The sequence below is a fragment of the Bacillus atrophaeus genome, from assembly GCF_001584335.1.
Lineage (GTDB): Bacteria > Bacillota > Bacilli > Bacillales > Bacillaceae > Bacillus > Bacillus atrophaeus.
This window is the reverse complement of record NZ_LSBB01000001.1, coordinates 939,204-955,824: the sequence shown is the minus strand read 5'-3', so window position 1 is coordinate 955,824 and position 16,621 is coordinate 939,204. Positions and strand designations below refer to the sequence as shown.

Sequence of the window (16,621 nt, the reverse complement as noted above, 5' to 3'; positions counted from 1 at the left end):
TTTTGTGCGTTACATCTCATGCCAAAGAGCTTGAACCTCCCCGCTTTAAGCTATATAGAAATAACAACGGCATGTCTGATTCATTTTTTTGATATGATTAGGAGTTTAATTCAGAAAATAGGTATTTTTTAAAAAATTGTGTGAAATTCTATTTATTTATTGGCAGTAAAATGATAAATTATGATTGGTTAGTTGATCCTCACGCATAAGTCATAAGTCACACTTCTGAAAGCGGTGTTCACGTTTTTCCGTATGGAATGACCCAACATCCATCTCTTCCCCGCCCTTTGATGGAAATTCAAAGAATAATGCCGTATAGGGGAAGAAAGACCTGCCCTTGATCAATCTTTTCATTATTATCAGAAAGTTTCTTGATTCTCACACTTTTTCAACTGCAAACTTTGATCAGGACAACCATCAGCATGACTGCCAGATCAGCACGAACCAAATTATACTGGGGGGTTATATCTTGAATAAACGCAAAATCGGCTTGGCGATGTCACTTGTGATCGCAGCAGGCACCATTTTAGGGGCATGCGGGAACAGCGAGAAAAGCAGCGGCTCCGGCGGAGACAAAAACAAATTCAGCGTGGCGATGGTAACAGACATCGGCGGAGTGGATGACAAATCCTTTAACCAATCAGCTTGGGAAGGCATTCAAGCTTTCGGTAAAGATAACGGGCTGAAAAAAGGCAAAAACGGATACACTTACCTTCAATCAAAATCTGATGCAGATTATACAACGAACTTAAATAAATTGGCCCGTGAAAAATTCGATCTGATCTACGGCGTCGGCTACTTGATGGAAGATTCCATCAGTGAAATCGCCGATCAGCGCAAGGATGCGAATTTCGCGATCATTGATGCTGTAGTGGATAAAAACAATGTGGCAAGCCTTACATTTAATGAGCATGAGGGCTCTTTCCTCGTCGGCGTTGCCGCAGCGCTGTCCAGTAAAACAGGGAAAATCGGATTTGTAGGCGGAATGGAATCTGAATTAATTAAAAAATTCGAAATCGGGTTCCGTGCGGGTGTACAAGCTGCCGATCCTAAAGCGACAGTCGAAGTAAAGTACGCCGGAGCTTTTGATAAAGCCGAAGTCGGCAAAGCCACAGCGGAAAGCATGTATAAATCTGGCGTAGACGTCATCTATCACGCGGCAGGCGCGACGGGAACCGGAGTCTTCACAGAAGCGAAAAACCTGAAAAAAGAAGATCCTAAACGCGACGTCTGGGTCATCGGCGTTGACAAAGACCAATACGCAGAAGGCCAAGTGGAGGGAACAGACGATAACGTCACACTGACCTCTATGGTGAAAAAGGTTGATACGGCTGTTGAAGACTTAACGAAAAAAGCGAGTGAAGGCGACTTCCCAGGCGGAAAAACCATCACATACGGATTAGACCAAGATGCGGTGGGCATCTCATCCTCTGACCAAAACCTGTCTGACGATGTCAAAAAATCAGTTGATGAATGGAAACAAAAAATCATCGACGGGCTAAAAGTTCCGTCAACCGATAAGGAACTTAAAAACTTCAAAGCTGAATAAGAGCCCAGGGGATAAGGAGAAGCGAACCCTTATCCCCTGTTTTACTGACAGAGCGGTAAAGGAAAAGCTGCACTTTCTCCTCTGCCGCTTTTCTTTTGCCAGACTCTTTCTAAAAAGCATCTCTACATAAAAGGAGCGGTCAAACCTGTGGAATATATTATTGAAATGCTCAATATACGCAAGGAATTTCCCGGAATCGTCGCCAATGACAACATTACTCTCCAAGTCGGAAAAGGCGAAATTCATGCGCTGCTCGGCGAAAACGGAGCGGGGAAATCAACCCTTATGAATGTTCTGTTTGGCCTCTATCAGCCTGAAAAAGGCGAAATACGGGTTCGCGGGGAGCGCGTCCACATTAACAGCCCAAACAAGGCGAATGAACTTGGAATCGGTATGGTGCATCAGCATTTTATGCTCGTTGATACGTTTACGGTCGCCGAAAATATCATTCTCGGCAAGGAGCCAAAAAAGCTTGGCCGGATAGACCGGAAGCGGGCTTCCCAAGAGGTACAGGAGATATCTGACAGATACGGCCTTCAAATTAATCCGGAAGCTAAGGTATCCGATATTTCAGTCGGAATGCAACAGCGTGCGGAAATCTTAAAAACCCTGTATCGCGGAGCCGACATTCTGATCTTCGATGAGCCGACTGCTGTTTTGACGCCTCAGGAGATTAAAGAGCTGATTCAAATTATGAAAAACTTGGTGAGTGAAGGAAAATCCATTATTCTCATCACCCATAAATTAAAAGAAATCATGGAGGTTTGCGATCGCGTCACCATCATCCGAAAAGGACAAGGCATCAAAACACTTGATGTGCAAAATACCACCAAAGATGAGCTGGCCAGCCTGATGGTCGGACGGGACGTCTCGTTCACAACTGAAAAAAAAGCCGCCCGGCAAAAAGGGGAAGTTCTCACGCTTGATGCGGTCACTGTAAAAGATATCCGCGGAGTAGAAGCGGTCAGAAAGCTGTCCCTTTCTGTAAGGGCGGGTGAAATCGTCGGTATAGCCGGCGTCGACGGCAACGGGCAGACCGAGTTAATCGAAGCGATCACTGGCCTTAGAAAAACGGAATCTGGAACAATCTCCTTAAACGGAAAGCAAATTCAAAACTTGAAGCCAAGAAAGGTGACAGAATCAGGCGTCGGTCATATCCCCCAGGACCGCCATAAACACGGGCTCGTGCTTGATTTCCCGATCGGAGAAAATATTGCCCTGCAAAGCTATTACCACAAACCTTTTTCGGCATTCGGCGTTTTAAATAAAAGCGAGATTTATAAAAAAGCGAACAGCCTGATAAAAGAATACGATGTCAGGACGCCTGATGAATATACACATGCGCGGGCTTTATCAGGCGGAAACCAGCAAAAAGCCATTATCGGCCGCGAAGTGGACAGGAACCCGGATTTGTTAATCGCCGCACAGCCAACACGCGGGCTTGATGTCGGGGCCATTGAATTTGTCCATAAAAAGCTGATTGAACAGCGCGACGCCGGAAAAGCCGTTCTCCTTCTGTCTTTTGAATTGGATGAAATCATCAATCTAAGTGACAGGATTGCCGTCTTATTTGAAGGCAGCATTATCGCAAATGTAAATCCGCAAGAAACCACGGAACAGGAGCTCGGCCTCCTGATGGCAGGAAGTATGCACAAGGAAGCGGGGAAAGCAAATGTATAAACGTCTCTCTCATTTACTCATTCCGCTGATCGCCATTATTCTCGGGCTGTCAGCCGGGGCAGTGATTATGCTTGCCAGCGGCTACAGCATTGTCAGCGGGTATTCCGCCTTGTGGAATGGGATATTCGGCGAAATTTACTATATCGGCGAAACGGTGCGCCAGGTTACACCGTATATTTTATCCGGCTTAGCTGTAGCCTTCGCATTCAGAACCGGTCTTTTTAATATCGGTGTTGAGGGCCAGCTCCTTGTCGGATGGACGGCTGCCGTGTGGGTCGGAACGGCATTTGACGGCCCGGCGTATATTCACCTGCCGCTTGCTCTGATTACAGCAGCTGCCGCCGGCGGTTTATGGGGATTCATTCCCGGATTTTTAAAAGCGCGCTTCTACGTTCATGAGGTAATCGTCACCATTATGATGAATTATATTGCACTGCATGTGACCAATTATTTGATCTCAAATGTGATGACAGACAATCAGGATAAAACAGAGAAAATCCATGAATCGGCCTCCCTCCGCTCTCCTTTTTTTGAGCAGATTACGGATTTTTCGCGGCTTCACTGGGGGATTCTTGTCGCGCTTCTCGCGGCTGTTTTGATGTGGTTTATCATCAATAAAACAACCAAAGGATTTGAGCTTCGGGCAGTCGGCTTCAACCAGCACGCTTCGCAATATGCCGGAATGAGCGTGCGTAAAAACATCATGACCTCCATGCTGATATCCGGAGCTTTTGCGGGCCTTGCCGGCGCTATGGAAGGTCTCGGAACATTTGGTTACGCCGGAGTGAAAGGAGCATTTACAGGCGTAGGGTTTGACGGAATCGCCGTGGCTCTTCTCGGAGGAAACACAGCCTTAGGCGTTGTGCTTGCGGCTTGTCTGTTAGGCGGACTGAAGGTCGGCGCTTTAAATATGCCGATTGAATCGGGCGTGCCGACAGAAGTTGTCGACATCGTAATCGCCATTATTATTTTATTTGTTGCGTCCAGCTATGCCATCCGTTTGATGCTGGAGAAATTGAAGAAAAAGGGGGCAAAATAAGTGGACTTCCTGCAAATTTTATCAATCATTGTCCCGGCCACGCTTGTGTATGCAGCCCCGCTCATTTTAACGGCGCTCGGAGGGGTTTTTTCCGAGAGATCAGGCGTAGTAAATATCGGCCTTGAAGGGCTGATGATCGTCGGCGCCTTCACCAGTGTCTTATTCAACTTATTTTTTGGGCATGATCTCGGGGCAGCCGCACCTTGGCTCTCGCTTTTAGCGGCTATGATTGCCGGCGCGCTGTTTTCGCTCATTCACGCAGTCGCCGCGATTTCATTTCGGGCGGATCAAACCGTCACCGGAGTAGCGATTAATATGCTCGCATTAGGGGCCACTTTATTTATCGTAAAGCTCATCTATGGAAAAGCGCAAACCGATAAAATCCCAGAACCCTTTTATAAAACGAATATCCCGGGTTTAAGCGATATTCCCGTGTTAGGAAAGGTTTTCTTTTCAGATGTGTATTATACATCTATCCTCGCCATTGTGCTGGCCTTTGTATCTTGGTTTATTCTGTTCAAAACACCATTCGGCCTTCGCATCCGGTCAGTCGGCGAGCATCCGCTGGCGGCTGATACTATGGGGATCAATGTATATAAAATGAGGTATATCGGCGTCATGATAAGCGGACTGCTAGGCGGTCTCGGCGGCGGCGTGTATGCTTCTACGATCGCACTTGATTTTACCCACTCCACCATTTCCGGCCAAGGTTTCATCGCGCTCGCCGCACTTGTTTTCGGAAAATGGCATCCAATCGGAGCACTCGGCGCGGCATTGTTTTTCGGTTTTGCGCAAAGCTTAAGCATCATCGGCTCGCTGCTTCCGCTTTTCAAGGACATACCGAACGTGTATATGCTTATTGCACCTTATGTATTAACCATTCTCGCACTGACCGGTTTTATCGGCCGTGCGGATGCGCCGAAAGCTAACGGCGTCCCTTATATTAAAGGAAAACGTTAACTCACCCTCCCCCGGAAGCATGTTCCTGGGGATTTTTTTCTATGACAATATACCCTATTAATTTAATTGTTTATTGATTTTTTAATTTAAAAAAATATAAATTGTTAACGCTTTCTTTTACACTGTAACAAACGACATGGGGGTGTATGACAATGGGAGCTGTCAATAAAACAGAGGTGGTTTCACCTGATGTACCACAAAAGAAAAACCTGTTTCAAAAAATATGGACAAGGGAAATCGGTGTGATACCTCTGCCATTATATACAGTTTTAGCAGTTATTATTATTCTTTCAGCTTATTACAATGAGCTGCCGGCAAACATGCTTGGCGGTTTTGCCATCATTATGATACTGGGTGTTTTTCTCGGAGATATCGGCCAGCGCATTCCGATTTTAAAAGATATCGGCGGACCGGCTATTTTGTCTCTGTTTGTTCCTTCTTTTTTGGTGTTTTTTAAGGTGTTAAACCCCGCCTCTTTAGACGCGGTTACAAATTTAATGAAAACATCGAATTTCCTTTATTTCTATATTGCTTGTCTTGTTGTAGGAAGTATCCTCGGCATGAACCGAATAGTATTGATCCAGGGATTTATCAGAATGTTCGTCCCTTTGGTCGCCGGTACGCTTGCTGCGGTGGCTGCGGGTGTGCTTGTCGGTTTGATTTTTGGCTACAGCGTGTACGACTCCTTTTTCTTTGTGGTCGTTCCGATTATTGCCGGGGGAATAGGTGAAGGAATTTTACCTCTCTCGCTTGCGTACTCGCAAATCTTGGGTTCTTCAGCCGATGTATACGTGTCTCAGCTTGTGCCGGCTGCGATCATCGGAAACGTTGTCGCCATCATCTGTGCAGCTTTGATGAAAAAATTAGGCGAAAAACGACCGGAGCTTAACGGCAATGGGCGCCTCGTGAAGTCGAAGCAAGCAAATGATATCTTCAACCAGAAGGAAGTTGAAGCAAAAATAGATTTTAAACTAATGGGTGCAGGTGTTCTGCTTGCCTGTACATTCTTTATCTTCGGTGGATTATTAGAAAAATTCATTTTCATTCCCGGCGCGATTTTAATGATCATTTCGGCAGCGGCAGTGAAATATGCGAATATCCTGCCGAAAAAGATGGAAGATGGAGCTTATCAGCTTTACAAATTTATTTCTTCAAGCTTTACATGGCCTCTTATGGTAGGCCTCGGTATTTTGTTTATTCCGTTAGATGACGTAGCGTCTGTGATTTCGATTCCATTTGTTATCATCTGTATCTCAGTAGTCGTTGCCATGATTACTTCGGGATATTTTGTGGGCAAGCTGATGAACATGTACCCTGTCGAATCTGCAATTGTCACCTGCTGTCACAGCGGACTCGGCGGAACAGGAGATGTCGCGATTTTGTCCGCTTCAGGAAGAATGGGCCTTATGCCTTTCGCTCAAATCTCAACCCGTCTCGGCGGAGCGGGAACAGTCATCTCAGCAACGATCTTACTGCGCTTTTTCACTTCATAGTATACCGGAAAAGAGTTCTGCCCTTACGGCAGAACTCTTTTTTATCGTGTGACAATCCTCATATACTCCCGCGGCTCGAATGGAATATGCTGAGATTCCGTTTCTTTTATCTCATCTGTCAGATGCTCTGCAAGAAAAAATCGTTCCCATTCATCCACACTTGTGAATGAGCGTCGACCTTCATATTTATTCATGATGAATGTTCCCGCTGTGATCGAACAAAATAAGAGTGAACATACGGCGGCTTTTCTTCTCATCTTATCAGCTCCCTGTTAACAGCATGAGCCAGGGCCAAATTGAATATACAAAGAGACTGATTTTTGTTAAACTTAATTTGAGTTCAAAAGACCTTATAAACCTCATTTTCTCGCATTGAATCATGACATTCGTATAAAATGTGCGTTATAATTTGGACTGGGTCGTTTGACCGTTTATTCTTACGATTTATTTATACATAGAGCCATACGCCAATTGAGAAAGACAGAAGGAGGTCTTATTTTTTGCAGCTATTACATTTCGCTATTTTATCGCCTTTTTTATTCGCTTTTTTCATTCCCTTTTTTGCAAAATATGCAAAAAAAATTCATACAGGCTGGTTTGTATTAGTCCTTCCCGTTTTGCTGTTTATATACTTTATTCGTATGCTCAGCATCACGATGGCTGGAGAGACAGTCAGGTCCGTATTAGAATGGATTCCGTCATTAGGCATTAACTTTACCGTTTATATAGACGGTCTCGGTTTGCTATTCGCCTTATTGATCACGGGGATCGGAGCTTTGGTAGTCCTGTACAGCATTTTTTACTTATCAAAGGAAAAGGAACAGCTCGGCCCTTTTTATGTCTACTTATTGATGTTTATGGGCGCCATGCTCGGCGTTGTTTTGGTAGACAATGTAATGGTCCTTTATATGTTCTGGGAGCTGACTAGCCTGTCATCGTTTTTATTGATCGGGTATTGGTACAAACGGGAAAAGTCACGCTACGGGGCAACGAAATCATTGTTGATTACTGTATTTGGCGGACTTTGTATGCTTGGGGGCTTTATCCTTCTGTATATCATTACAGATTCCTTCAGTATCAGAGAAATGATTAACCAGGTTCACTTGATTGCGGGTCATGATTTCTTTATTCCTGCGATGATTCTGATTCTATTAGGGGCATTTACCAAATCAGCACAGTTTCCATTTTACATCTGGCTGCCGGATGCCATGGAAGCGCCAACCCCTGTCAGCGCCTATCTTCATTCCGCTACTATGGTAAAGGCGGGCATTTATGTCATTGCAAGATTCAGTCCTGTTTTCGCCTTTTCTTCTGAGTGGTTTTGGATTGTGTCTCTTACCGGAATCATTACCATGGTATGGGGCTCGTTCCATGCTGTGAAACAAACTGATTTAAAAGCGATTTTGGCCTTTTCCACAGTCAGCCAGCTTGGAATGGTCGTGTCCATGCTCGGGGCCGGTGCAGCCGCTCTGCATTATGACAACACAGAGTACTATACGGTCGCAACAATGACCGCAATCTTTCATTTGATCAACCATGCCACATTTAAAGGAAGTTTATTTATGGCAGCCGGGATCATTGATCATGAAACGGGTACAAGAGATATACGCAGGTTGGGCGGTCTGATGGCCATTATGCCGATCACCTTCACTATTTCTCTGATCGGAACGTTTTCAATGGCCGGCCTTCCGCCATTTAACGGGTTCTTGAGTAAAGAAATGTTTTTTACAAGTATGCTTCGGGTAACTCATGTTGACCTATTTAATGTCCAGACATGGGGAGTGCTTTTCCCTGTACTCGCTTGGATCGGTAGTGTCTTTACATTTATCTACAGCATGAAACTGCTGTTTCAAACGTTCAGGGGCAGCTATCAGCCGGACAAGCTTGAGAAAAAAGCACATGAGGCTCCGATCGGCATGCTGATTTCACCTGTTATTCTTGTCGCGTTTGCGGTGAGCCTGTTCTTCTTTCCGAATATATTGTCCTACAGCGTGATAGAGCCGGCGGTGAGTTCGATTTATCCGACTCTCCTGGACAGCCATGAAAAATTTCATGTTCATATCTCGCAATGGCATGGATTTACTGCCGAGGTATTTATGACACTAGGCATTATTGTCATCGGAACGGCCGGATACTTGACCTTATCGAAGTGGAAAGGCATTTATCAGCTATTTCCCGAAAAGCTCACGCTGAACCGGCTTTACGACAAGCTGACAATCGGGATGGAAAAAGGGTCGTATCAAGTGACAAAACGGTATATGACCGGATTTTTAAGAGATTATTTGCTGTATGTATTTGCGGCTTTTATCATTCTGATGGGGTCGGCTCTCGTCTTTAAAGGCGGATTTTCGTTTTCGACAGAAGGAACTGCAAAAATCGGGGTATATGAAATCATTCTTTCAGTTGTCATGATCAGCGCAACCGCGGCGACTGTATTCGCCAAATCAAGATTAACTGCCATTATTTCGCTCGGGGTCGTCGGTTATACCCTTGCGCTGTTTTTTGTGATTTTCAGAGCGCCGGATTTAGCATTGACACAGCTTGTCATCGAAACGATTTCTGTTGCGCTGTTTCTTCTTTGCTTCTATCATTTGCCGAAACTCCGATGGAAAAAGAAAACAAGAACGTTCCGCCTGAACAATTTTATCATCAGCTTAGGAGTCGGCATCATCGTCACTCTGCTTGGCATCGCATCTTCAAGCCAGCGGACAAAAGACAGCATCGCTTCCTTTTTCACAAAACACAGCCATGATCTTGGCGGAGGAGACAATGTAGTCAATGTCATCCTGGTTGATTTCAGGGGCTTTGATACGATGTTCGAAATTACGGTATTGACGATTGCCGCTCTCGGCATCTACGGCATGATCAAAATAAAAGTGAATGAGGAGGGGAAAAGCGTTGAACCAAGAGAAGACAAATGACATGATATTGCAAACCGTAACAAAACTCGTATCCTTTATTATTTTGCTTTTCTCTTTCTATTTGTTTTTATCAGGGCATAATGCGCCTGGCGGAGGATTTGTCGGCGGGCTGATTACCTCGTCTTCTATCGTCCTTTTACTCTTGGCCTACGATTTAAAAACAGTAAAGGCCATTTTGCCGGTAAATTTCATTTATGTGGCGGGTACGGGACTTCTCATCGCGATTTTAACAGGTGCGGGGGCTTTCGTTTTCGGCGCCCCTTTCCTCTCCCATACGTTCGGGTATTTTCATTTGCCGTTTCTCGGCAAAACTGAACTGGCGACAGCCACGCTGTTTGATTTAGGTGTTTATCTTGTTGTTGTCGGTGTGACGATGACCATTATTCAGACGATTGGAGAGGAAGAATAATGGAAATCTTAATGGCTGTAATTGCCGGAATTATATTTATGGCGGCAACCTATTTGCTGCTCTCTAAAAGCCTGCTCCGGGTGATTATCGGAACGGCGCTTTTGAGTCATGGCGTACACTTGCTGCTTCTTACCATGGGCGGCTTAAAGAAAGGCGCTCCGCCGGTTTTAAGCGAGCATGCGAAGGCATTTGTTGATCCGCTTCCGCAAGCCTTGATTTTGACGGCTATCGTCATTTCATTCGGCGTTACCTCCTTTATCCTCGTTATGGCCTTTCGAGCCTATCAGGAATTGCATACAGATGATATGGATCAAATGAGGGGAAATGATCAACATGAATAATTTTGTTATTTTACCAATTCTTATTCCGCTGCTGGCGGCAGTAGCGCTGATTTTTATGAACAAGCGCATTATGCTCACACGGGTCTTCAGCGCGGCGGCTTCTGTTCTTGCGATTGTCATCAGCGCAATCCTCGTTCAGACCGTTTTTACAAAAGGGGTCCAAACGCTGAATCTCGGCGGCTGGAAAGCGCCTTACGGCATTGTGCTTGCCGCAGACCAGTTTGCCAGCCTGCTTGTATTAACAACAGCCGTCATCGGCCTGTTGATTGTCCTCTATTCGTACCGTTCAATCGGCGAAAAACGGGAGCGCTCATTCTATTATTCCGGTGTGCAATTTTTGCTTGCCGGTGTCAGCGGGGCGTTTTTAACAGGCGATTTATTTAACATGTATGTATTTTTTGAGCTTTTGCTTATTGCATCCTATATGCTGATCGTTCTCGGAGGAACAAAGATCCAGCTTAGAGAATCGTTAAAGTATATTGTGTTTAACATTGTGTCATCCGCACTTTTCGTCATCGGTGTCGGCTTTCTGTACGCTGTGACAGGGACGTTAAATATGGCGGATCTGAGTGTAAAAATCAGTGAATCGGGCCAAACGGGACTGATTACTGTGATCGGCGTTCTTTTTCTCATCGTGTTTGGTCTCAAAGGCGGGATCTTCCCATTCTATTTTTGGCTGCCGGGATCTTATTATGCGCCTCCGACCGCGATTGCCGCTTTGTTCGGCGCTTTGCTGACAAAGGTCGGCTTATATGCCATTACGAGGGTATTTACGCTCATTTTCATCCACGATACCCAATTTACCCATCAGCTCATGATGTGGCTTGCGGCTCTTACGATTTTATTCGGGGTCATCGGCTCAATCGCCTATTCTGATGTGATGAAAATTGTCATTTATAATATTATTACGGCGGTTGGCGTCATTTTATTTGGGATTGCGGTCAATACACCCGCTTCGATTCAAGGCGCGATTTACTACTTAATCCACGATATGTTGATTAAAGGCGCGTTATTTATGCTGGCGGGCACGCTGATCACGCTGACAGGCACGGCCAGCCTTCATAAAATGAGCGGACTGATTAAGAGGTATCCGGTTCTCGGCTGGATGTTTTTAATATCCGCTGTCTCTCTCGCGGGAATCCCGCCGTTCAGCGGGTTTGTCGGTAAGTTTAAAATTGCGGAAGGCGGTTTTGCCCAAGGGGAATTTGTGATATCCATACTGGTCTTATTGTCCAGCCTGCTCGTTCTGTACTCGGTCCTGAAAATCTTCATGTATGCTTTTTGGGGAGAAGAAAAAGAAACGCCAAATCAGGAAAAACGAACAGCAAAGGGACTGCTTTATCCGGCAGCGGTATTCCTCCTATTGTCCCTTCTTTTCGGACTCGGAACAGAGTATGTGTCACCTTACGTCAACCAGGCGGCAGAAACATTACTGAATCCGGAAAAATATATTGAAGCTGTTTTGAAGGAGTAGATGGCATGGCTTTTCAACTTTTATTAAATGTTCTTCTCGCTTTTTGCTGGATGCTGCTAAGTAATGATGCGAGCGCCGTCAGCTTCGTAACGGGGTTTGTGTTAGGCATGGTGTCGCTCTTTTTCTTCAGGCGCTTCTTTGCCCACCCATTCTACCTGTGGAAGCTGTGGGCTGTCATCAAACTCGTTCTGATATTCATAAAAGAATTGTACCTTGCCAATGTCAGTGTGTTAAAAACGATTATAAAGCCGAAACTCAACATACGGCCTGGGATATTCGCGTTTAAAACAGAGTTAACGGAGGATTGGGAGATCACTTTGCTTTCTCTGCTTATTACCTTAACGCCGGGTACACTTGTGATGGATATTTCCGATGATGGAGACATTCTTTATATCCATGCGATGGATATCGAAGATGCTGAAAAAGCGATACACGACATCCGCGTTTCTTTTGAAAAAGCAATTCAGGAGGTGAGCCGCTGATGCTTACTGTCATTCTTCAGATTTCACTCGGCATTATGGCGGTTTCGACTCTTCTTTATGTCATCCGGGTCATCAAAGGGCCGTCTGTGCCAGACCGGGTGATTGCGCTTGATGCAATCGGCATCAACCTGATTGCCATTACGGCGCTCGTCTCCATTTTGCTGCGCACGAGCGTGTTTTTGGATATTATTTTGCTATTAGGCATTCTGTCTTTTATCGGAACAATCGCATTTTCTAAATTCTTGGAAAAAGGGGAGATTATCGAAAATGATCGAGATCGCTGAATGGATTGTGGCCATCTTTATTCTTATGGGATCTCTCATCTGTCTTGTCGCTTCCTTCGGGACGCTCCGGCTGCCGGATATGTATACGCGGTCCCATGCCGCCTCAAAAGGATCGACACTCGGTGTGAATGTGATTTTGCTAGGAGTATTTTTCTTTTTGTGGTTTATAACGGGAGAAATATCGATTAAAATTCTGCTCGGCATTTTATTCATCTTTATCACAGCGCCTGTCGGCGGACACTTAATCTGCCGTGCCGCGTATAATTCGGGCGTCAAGCTGGATAAAAGAAGTGTGCAGGATGATTACGAGGGAATCAGGAACTTTGTGATTAAACGAAAAGAGGATTCATACTTATAAAAGTGAGCAGCCGGACTGGCAGAGTTCCGGCTGTTTTTCTATTTCGTAATGACAGCCATCGTGCATCGGGAGATACAAATGAGTCTCTCCTCGTCATCATAAATGTTGATGACGTACACAATTGTCGTTCTGCCTTTATGAACGGGCTCAGCTATCGCTTTCACCGTTCCTTTGTTTACAGCTTTCAAATGATTCGCATTAATCTCCAGACCCACACATGCCTGAGTATCTTGGTCGATCAAATGCTGTGCTCCCACGCTTGCCGCTGTTTCCGCCAGTGCGGCTGACGCACCTCCATGCAGGTAGCCAAACGGCTGCACCGTACGATGGTCAACGGGCATTATGCAAACACACCTCTCCGCCGTGCTCTCCGTAATCTCAATGCCCAGCGCTTCAAGCAATGTATGTTTCATATCCATTACGTTAACTCCCTTTTTTAAAGTACGCCATCCGATTTTGCGATCAGTACCGCTTCCGTCCGGGAACCGACGTTCAGTTTGTTGAAAATGGACGTCAGGCTGTATTCAATCGAACGCTTGCTCAGATGGAGCGCGTCAGCTATTTCCTGATTGGTAAATCCCTTTTCTACCTCTTGAAGAATAAGACATTCTCTTGGCGTCAGAACATCTTGATCATTTTGCGAAGCGGCAGCAGGTTTTGTTTTTTGATGAGTGACCAACTGTTTAAAATAAGAAAAATCCACTAAAATTTCATCATTGAGCACATGATATATGTATTGCGTAATCTTTTCTTTTGATTCGGTCTTGCTGATCGCGCCGTGCAGCCCCGCACGAATGGCCTCCTCAAAATAATCCTCCACTTCATAGCCGGTATAAACAATGATTTTGCAGAGAGGATTCTCTTTTAAAATCTTTTTAGAAAGCTCCATCCCGTTGATTTCACCTAGATTTAAATCCATTAAGATGAGATCATAAGCCGCAAAATCATGATTATGAACAAAATGTTCACTGGCATCAGGACTGAGACAATCGACAGAAAGATTTGCATCTGTTTCCAGAATTGTCTTGGTGCCTTCCATGACAGCCGGATGGTCATCAATCACAAGTATCTTTTTCATGTTTTCCTCCCTTTTACTCATTCATTTCCATTTTATAAAAAAGACTTGGCTTGTGCCAAGTCGATTCCGTTATAAATCCATTACAATTCCATTTCAATATCGGCTCGCAATCCATTTCCTACGCTTGTATCGATCCGAAGATGCCCGTCTAACGCACGAACCCGCTCTTTAATGCCTGAAAGCCCCATACTCATCGATTGTTCATTCAATTTTTCCTTATCAAAGCCAACGCCGTCATCCTCATAATGAAGAACGATTTTATTTTGAAAACTGATCAGCATAATCAGCACCTCGCCGGCTTGGGAATGCTTCATGGCATTTGATAAAAACTCTTGAATAATCCGGTACAAATTCAGCTGAGAATCCAGATCGAGCGATGCCGTAAACCTTCCCGTATTCAGCCGAATATGAAACGGCGCGCTTTCCTGCTGCTGCGCAACAAGCTTTGACAGCGCCTTTACCAATCCCAAATCATACAAGAGCTGCGGCCGCAATTCATGGCACGTCTCCCTCGTCATCAAAATCACATCAGACATCTGCTGATTCATTTGCACCAGCTTGTCCTGCACCTCATTCTTACAAGGATCTTCCTTCTTAAAATCAGCAAGAAACAGCTCGCATTGCCGTTTTAAGGAGATCAAATCCTGAAGAACGGAGTCATGGAGGTCACGCGCCAGGTCGGATCGTTGTTTTTCTTCGATAGTGTACATCAGTTTTTTGAGCCAGACTGGGTTTGATTCTTGTTGTTTTATTTCTTCTAAATGACTCATCAGTTCTTCAATTTTCATGACGTTTTCAATCGAGACATTTGTATAAAAAGCCAATGTTTTAAGCCAAGAAATTTCTTCAAGCGTGAGACGGGGAGTATTCATTTTAGATAAGCAAAGTATAACAAATGATTTACCACCGCGCTCACCTATCTTCATGACAAAACCGTTATTAAATTCAACGATTTTCCCAATTTCAGATATTACTTTACTAAATTGTTTTTGATAGATATCATGATATGAATGTAAGTTTACTTCCTCGTATGGTTTTATATTCCCATCAAATGTAACTTCATATATATGGGCTCGGCTTACAAGTAAAACCTCAAGAATGGTAGTTTTTAGTTCTCCAAATACCTGCGTTACAGAAGATGAGTCTCTAATTAGTTGTGTAAATTTATATACACTGTCTTAATAATTAAACTTTTCAGAGACCCTTTTTAATCTAAACCTAAAATCCAGCACTTCTTTATAATAAAAAACTGCAAGCATAATAATGTAAATTAACAAAGTTAGTTTAATATTATAATAATCACTTTCCGGGCTACGAAATAACTCGATTGTAGAAATTAGAATAATTGTTGGAGTTAGAGCTAAAAAACCATAGTATTTTAATCTGCTTAAAATAAAATCAATATTATAAATTTTATTTGTCATAAATTGATAAACCAAAGAAAATGGTATAAGCAACATAAATGAAGCAGATAAAAATGAAGAAACATAATGCGCATTTAAGAAAACATAAGGTATCAGATATAAACACAAGAACGGCGAAAATGAAAAGATATTAATTATCGCAAGAATTTTTATAATATGTGCTTGTTCAGTATCTTTATTTTTCATTAAAATAAGAACGAAATAAATACCTACTATTATGAATAAAATAAAAAACGAAAGTAGATTTAGTTTAGGCACATAATCTCTGAAAAAAAGATAAGAACGAAACAGTTCACATACTACATTTATTGCAGGAATCAAATACAAAATAAAAACTTTTTTACTAAATAATATAGTGCCTAACTCTTTAAAATATTGATAAAGAAAGAGAAGATAGTTAAGCGGCACAGATATTAATGTTAATACCATCATACATCTGCTAAGTAAATCTCCCTTAGTAGATCCTCCCGCACTTATAAATGCAATAGAGGCTGATAATAGAAAAACGATTAATATTAAAGCCGATAGTAAATTCTTTGATTCATTTATTTTCAATATAAATAAACAACAAAATAAACAAACAGCATAAAATATTAATGGTATTAAATAGGTAGAAAAATTCTTATCATTTAATAAAGTCAGCTTAAGCTCAACATTCTTGCCATCTCTCTCCACAATCATTGAGCTCACATTTTTCAGTTTATTCATTTTTATTTCATTTGGATTTATATTGCTATTATTAATACGTTTTACAATATCGCCTTTTTGTATACCGCTGTAATAAGCCATTGTATAATCTTCTACATTCGTGATTACAACGTCACTTTTTTTATTTTTAGAAACAGATGCTCCAACTAACAAATTATTATTACTAATATAAGTTAAATATATTACATATACCAAGCTCATCAAAACTAACAGAATAGAAATTTTATTATATCTAGCCTTCATTTAAGCCTCAGTACTTCCAATCGACATTTGAATAAATTTCAAAGCCTTTAAAACCGTTTATAATACTTTCAATTTGATCTTTATCCACACCCAATAGACATGCATTGCCTTCCATAACTTCTCTTAAAACATGTGGGTATCTAACTAAATATCCAACCATTTCTTGCATATTATATCC

16 protein-coding genes and 1 pseudogene are annotated in these 16,621 nt (G+C 43.2%); 12 read left to right on the top strand and 5 right to left on the bottom strand.

Annotated features, from left to right (window positions below):
- Nucleotides 1-469 precede the first annotated feature (469 nt).
- The 5 genes from AXI57_RS04685 to AXI57_RS04665 all read left to right on the top strand — a co-directional run bounded on the left by AXI57_RS04685 (nucleotide 470) and on the right by AXI57_RS04665 (nucleotide 6,721).
- Complete coding sequence (locus AXI57_RS04685; protein WP_061669435.1) at nucleotides 470-1,549, top strand: BMP family lipoprotein; 1,080 nt, start codon at nucleotides 470-472, stop codon at nucleotides 1,547-1,549.
- 147 nt (nucleotides 1,550-1,696) lie between these two features.
- Nucleotides 1,697-3,229 carry an ABC transporter ATP-binding protein gene (locus tag AXI57_RS04680; RefSeq protein WP_061669369.1) on the top strand — a complete coding sequence of 511 codons (1,533 nt, stop codon included), beginning with the start codon at nucleotides 1,697-1,699 and terminating at the stop codon, nucleotides 3,227-3,229.
- Nucleotides 3,222-4,268, top strand: a complete 1,047-nt coding sequence (locus AXI57_RS04675) for an ABC transporter permease (protein WP_003327167.1) — start codon at nucleotides 3,222-3,224, stop codon at nucleotides 4,266-4,268. Before AXI57_RS04680 ends, AXI57_RS04675 begins: the two co-directional genes overlap by 8 nt.
- Complete coding sequence (nupQ, locus tag AXI57_RS04670) at nucleotides 4,269-5,228, top strand: guanosine ABC transporter permease NupQ (protein ID WP_061669368.1); 960 nt, start codon at nucleotides 4,269-4,271, stop codon at nucleotides 5,226-5,228.
- A gap of 152 nt (nucleotides 5,229-5,380) precedes the next feature.
- On the top strand, nucleotides 5,381-6,721 hold the full coding sequence (locus AXI57_RS04665; RefSeq protein ID WP_061669367.1) for a 2-hydroxycarboxylate transporter family protein: 1,341 nt from the start codon (nucleotides 5,381-5,383) through the stop codon (nucleotides 6,719-6,721).
- A gap of 41 nt (nucleotides 6,722-6,762) precedes the next feature.
- On the opposite strand, the gene AXI57_RS04660 is transcribed toward AXI57_RS04665, so the two are convergent.
- Nucleotides 6,763-6,978, bottom strand: coding sequence for a hypothetical protein (locus AXI57_RS04660; RefSeq protein ID WP_061669366.1), 216 nt, complete (start codon nucleotides 6,976-6,978; stop codon nucleotides 6,763-6,765).
- Nucleotides 6,979-7,221: 243 nt separating this feature from the next.
- Here AXI57_RS04660 and AXI57_RS04655 point away from each other — a divergent pair, with 243 nt between their 5' ends.
- Genes AXI57_RS04655 through mnhG form a run of 7 tightly spaced genes read left to right on the top strand, consistent with a single transcriptional unit; the run spans nucleotide 7,222 to nucleotide 12,990 of the window.
- Nucleotides 7,222-9,642 (top strand): Na+/H+ antiporter subunit A, encoded by a 2,421-nt coding sequence (locus tag AXI57_RS04655; protein ID WP_061669365.1) that lies wholly within the window; start codon nucleotides 7,222-7,224, stop codon nucleotides 9,640-9,642.
- Nucleotides 9,620-10,051 carry a Na(+)/H(+) antiporter subunit B gene (locus tag AXI57_RS04650; RefSeq protein WP_003327161.1) on the top strand — a complete coding sequence of 144 codons (432 nt, stop codon included), beginning with the start codon at nucleotides 9,620-9,622 and terminating at the stop codon, nucleotides 10,049-10,051. Before AXI57_RS04655 ends, AXI57_RS04650 begins: the two co-directional genes overlap by 23 nt.
- The gene (locus AXI57_RS04645) at nucleotides 10,051-10,392 is read left to right on the top strand and encodes a Na(+)/H(+) antiporter subunit C (RefSeq protein WP_003327160.1); all 342 of its coding nucleotides are present in this window, start codon (nucleotides 10,051-10,053) and stop codon (nucleotides 10,390-10,392) included. Before AXI57_RS04650 ends, AXI57_RS04645 begins: the two co-directional genes overlap by 1 nt.
- Nucleotides 10,385-11,866, top strand: coding sequence for a Na+/H+ antiporter subunit D (locus AXI57_RS04640; protein WP_061669364.1), 1,482 nt, complete (start codon nucleotides 10,385-10,387; stop codon nucleotides 11,864-11,866). Before AXI57_RS04645 ends, AXI57_RS04640 begins: the two co-directional genes overlap by 8 nt.
- A 5-nt stretch (nucleotides 11,867-11,871) precedes the next feature.
- Nucleotides 11,872-12,348, top strand: a complete 477-nt coding sequence (locus AXI57_RS04635; RefSeq protein ID WP_003327158.1) for a Na+/H+ antiporter subunit E — start codon at nucleotides 11,872-11,874, stop codon at nucleotides 12,346-12,348.
- Nucleotides 12,348-12,632: a Na(+)/H(+) antiporter subunit F1 gene (locus AXI57_RS04630; RefSeq protein WP_010789784.1), complete on the top strand. Its 285-nt coding sequence runs from the start codon at nucleotides 12,348-12,350 to the stop codon at nucleotides 12,630-12,632. Before AXI57_RS04635 ends, AXI57_RS04630 begins: the two co-directional genes overlap by 1 nt.
- The gene (gene mnhG, locus AXI57_RS04625; protein WP_003327156.1) at nucleotides 12,616-12,990 is read left to right on the top strand and encodes a monovalent cation/H(+) antiporter subunit G; all 375 of its coding nucleotides are present in this window, start codon (nucleotides 12,616-12,618) and stop codon (nucleotides 12,988-12,990) included. Before AXI57_RS04630 ends, mnhG begins: the two co-directional genes overlap by 17 nt.
- A gap of 38 nt (nucleotides 12,991-13,028) precedes the next feature.
- Here mnhG and AXI57_RS04620 read toward each other — a convergent pair whose 3' ends face one another.
- The 4 genes and pseudogenes from AXI57_RS04620 to AXI57_RS04605 form a co-directional block, all read right to left on the bottom strand.
- Nucleotides 13,029-13,409 (bottom strand): hotdog fold thioesterase, encoded by a 381-nt coding sequence (locus tag AXI57_RS04620; RefSeq protein ID WP_061669363.1) that lies wholly within the window; start codon nucleotides 13,407-13,409, stop codon nucleotides 13,029-13,031.
- 17 nt (nucleotides 13,410-13,426) lie between these two features.
- Nucleotides 13,427-14,068: a two-component system response regulator ComA gene (gene comA / locus AXI57_RS04615; RefSeq protein ID WP_003327154.1), complete on the bottom strand. Its 642-nt coding sequence runs from the start codon at nucleotides 14,066-14,068 to the stop codon at nucleotides 13,427-13,429.
- An 80-nt stretch (nucleotides 14,069-14,148) separates the two neighbouring features.
- Nucleotides 14,149-16,443, bottom strand: a pseudogene (locus tag AXI57_RS04610) (histidine kinase).
- 7 nt (nucleotides 16,444-16,450) lie between these two features.
- Nucleotides 16,451-16,612 (bottom strand): competence pheromone ComX, encoded by a 162-nt coding sequence (locus AXI57_RS04605; RefSeq protein WP_061669362.1) that lies wholly within the window; start codon nucleotides 16,610-16,612, stop codon nucleotides 16,451-16,453.
- Nucleotides 16,613-16,621: the final 9 nt, after the last annotated feature.

Excerpts from the sequence above, each read along its gene's own strand:
- AXI57_RS04665 (WP_061669367.1), top strand. The coding sequence starts at position 5,381 with ATGGGAGCTGTCAATAAAACAGAGGTGGTTTCACCTGATGTACCACAA.
- comA (WP_003327154.1), bottom strand. The coding sequence starts at position 14,068 with ATGAAAAAGATACTTGTGATTGATGACCATCCGGCTGTCATGGAAGGC.
- AXI57_RS04630 (WP_010789784.1), top strand. The coding sequence starts at position 12,348 with ATGCTTACTGTCATTCTTCAGATTTCACTCGGCATTATGGCGGTTTCG.
- AXI57_RS04620 (WP_061669363.1), bottom strand. The coding sequence starts at position 13,409 with ATGGATATGAAACATACATTGCTTGAAGCGCTGGGCATTGAGATTACG.
- AXI57_RS04635 (WP_003327158.1), top strand. The coding sequence starts at position 11,872 with ATGGCTTTTCAACTTTTATTAAATGTTCTTCTCGCTTTTTGCTGGATG.
- AXI57_RS04640 (WP_061669364.1), top strand. The coding sequence starts at position 10,385 with ATGAATAATTTTGTTATTTTACCAATTCTTATTCCGCTGCTGGCGGCA.
- AXI57_RS04605 (WP_061669362.1), bottom strand. The coding sequence starts at position 16,612 with ATGCAAGAAATGGTTGGATATTTAGTTAGATACCCACATGTTTTAAGA.
- AXI57_RS04645 (WP_003327160.1), top strand. The coding sequence starts at position 10,051 with ATGGAAATCTTAATGGCTGTAATTGCCGGAATTATATTTATGGCGGCA.
- AXI57_RS04675 (WP_003327167.1), top strand. The coding sequence starts at position 3,222 with ATGTATAAACGTCTCTCTCATTTACTCATTCCGCTGATCGCCATTATT.
- mnhG (WP_003327156.1), top strand. The coding sequence starts at position 12,616 with ATGATCGAGATCGCTGAATGGATTGTGGCCATCTTTATTCTTATGGGA.
- AXI57_RS04660 (WP_061669366.1), bottom strand. The coding sequence starts at position 6,978 with ATGAGAAGAAAAGCCGCCGTATGTTCACTCTTATTTTGTTCGATCACA.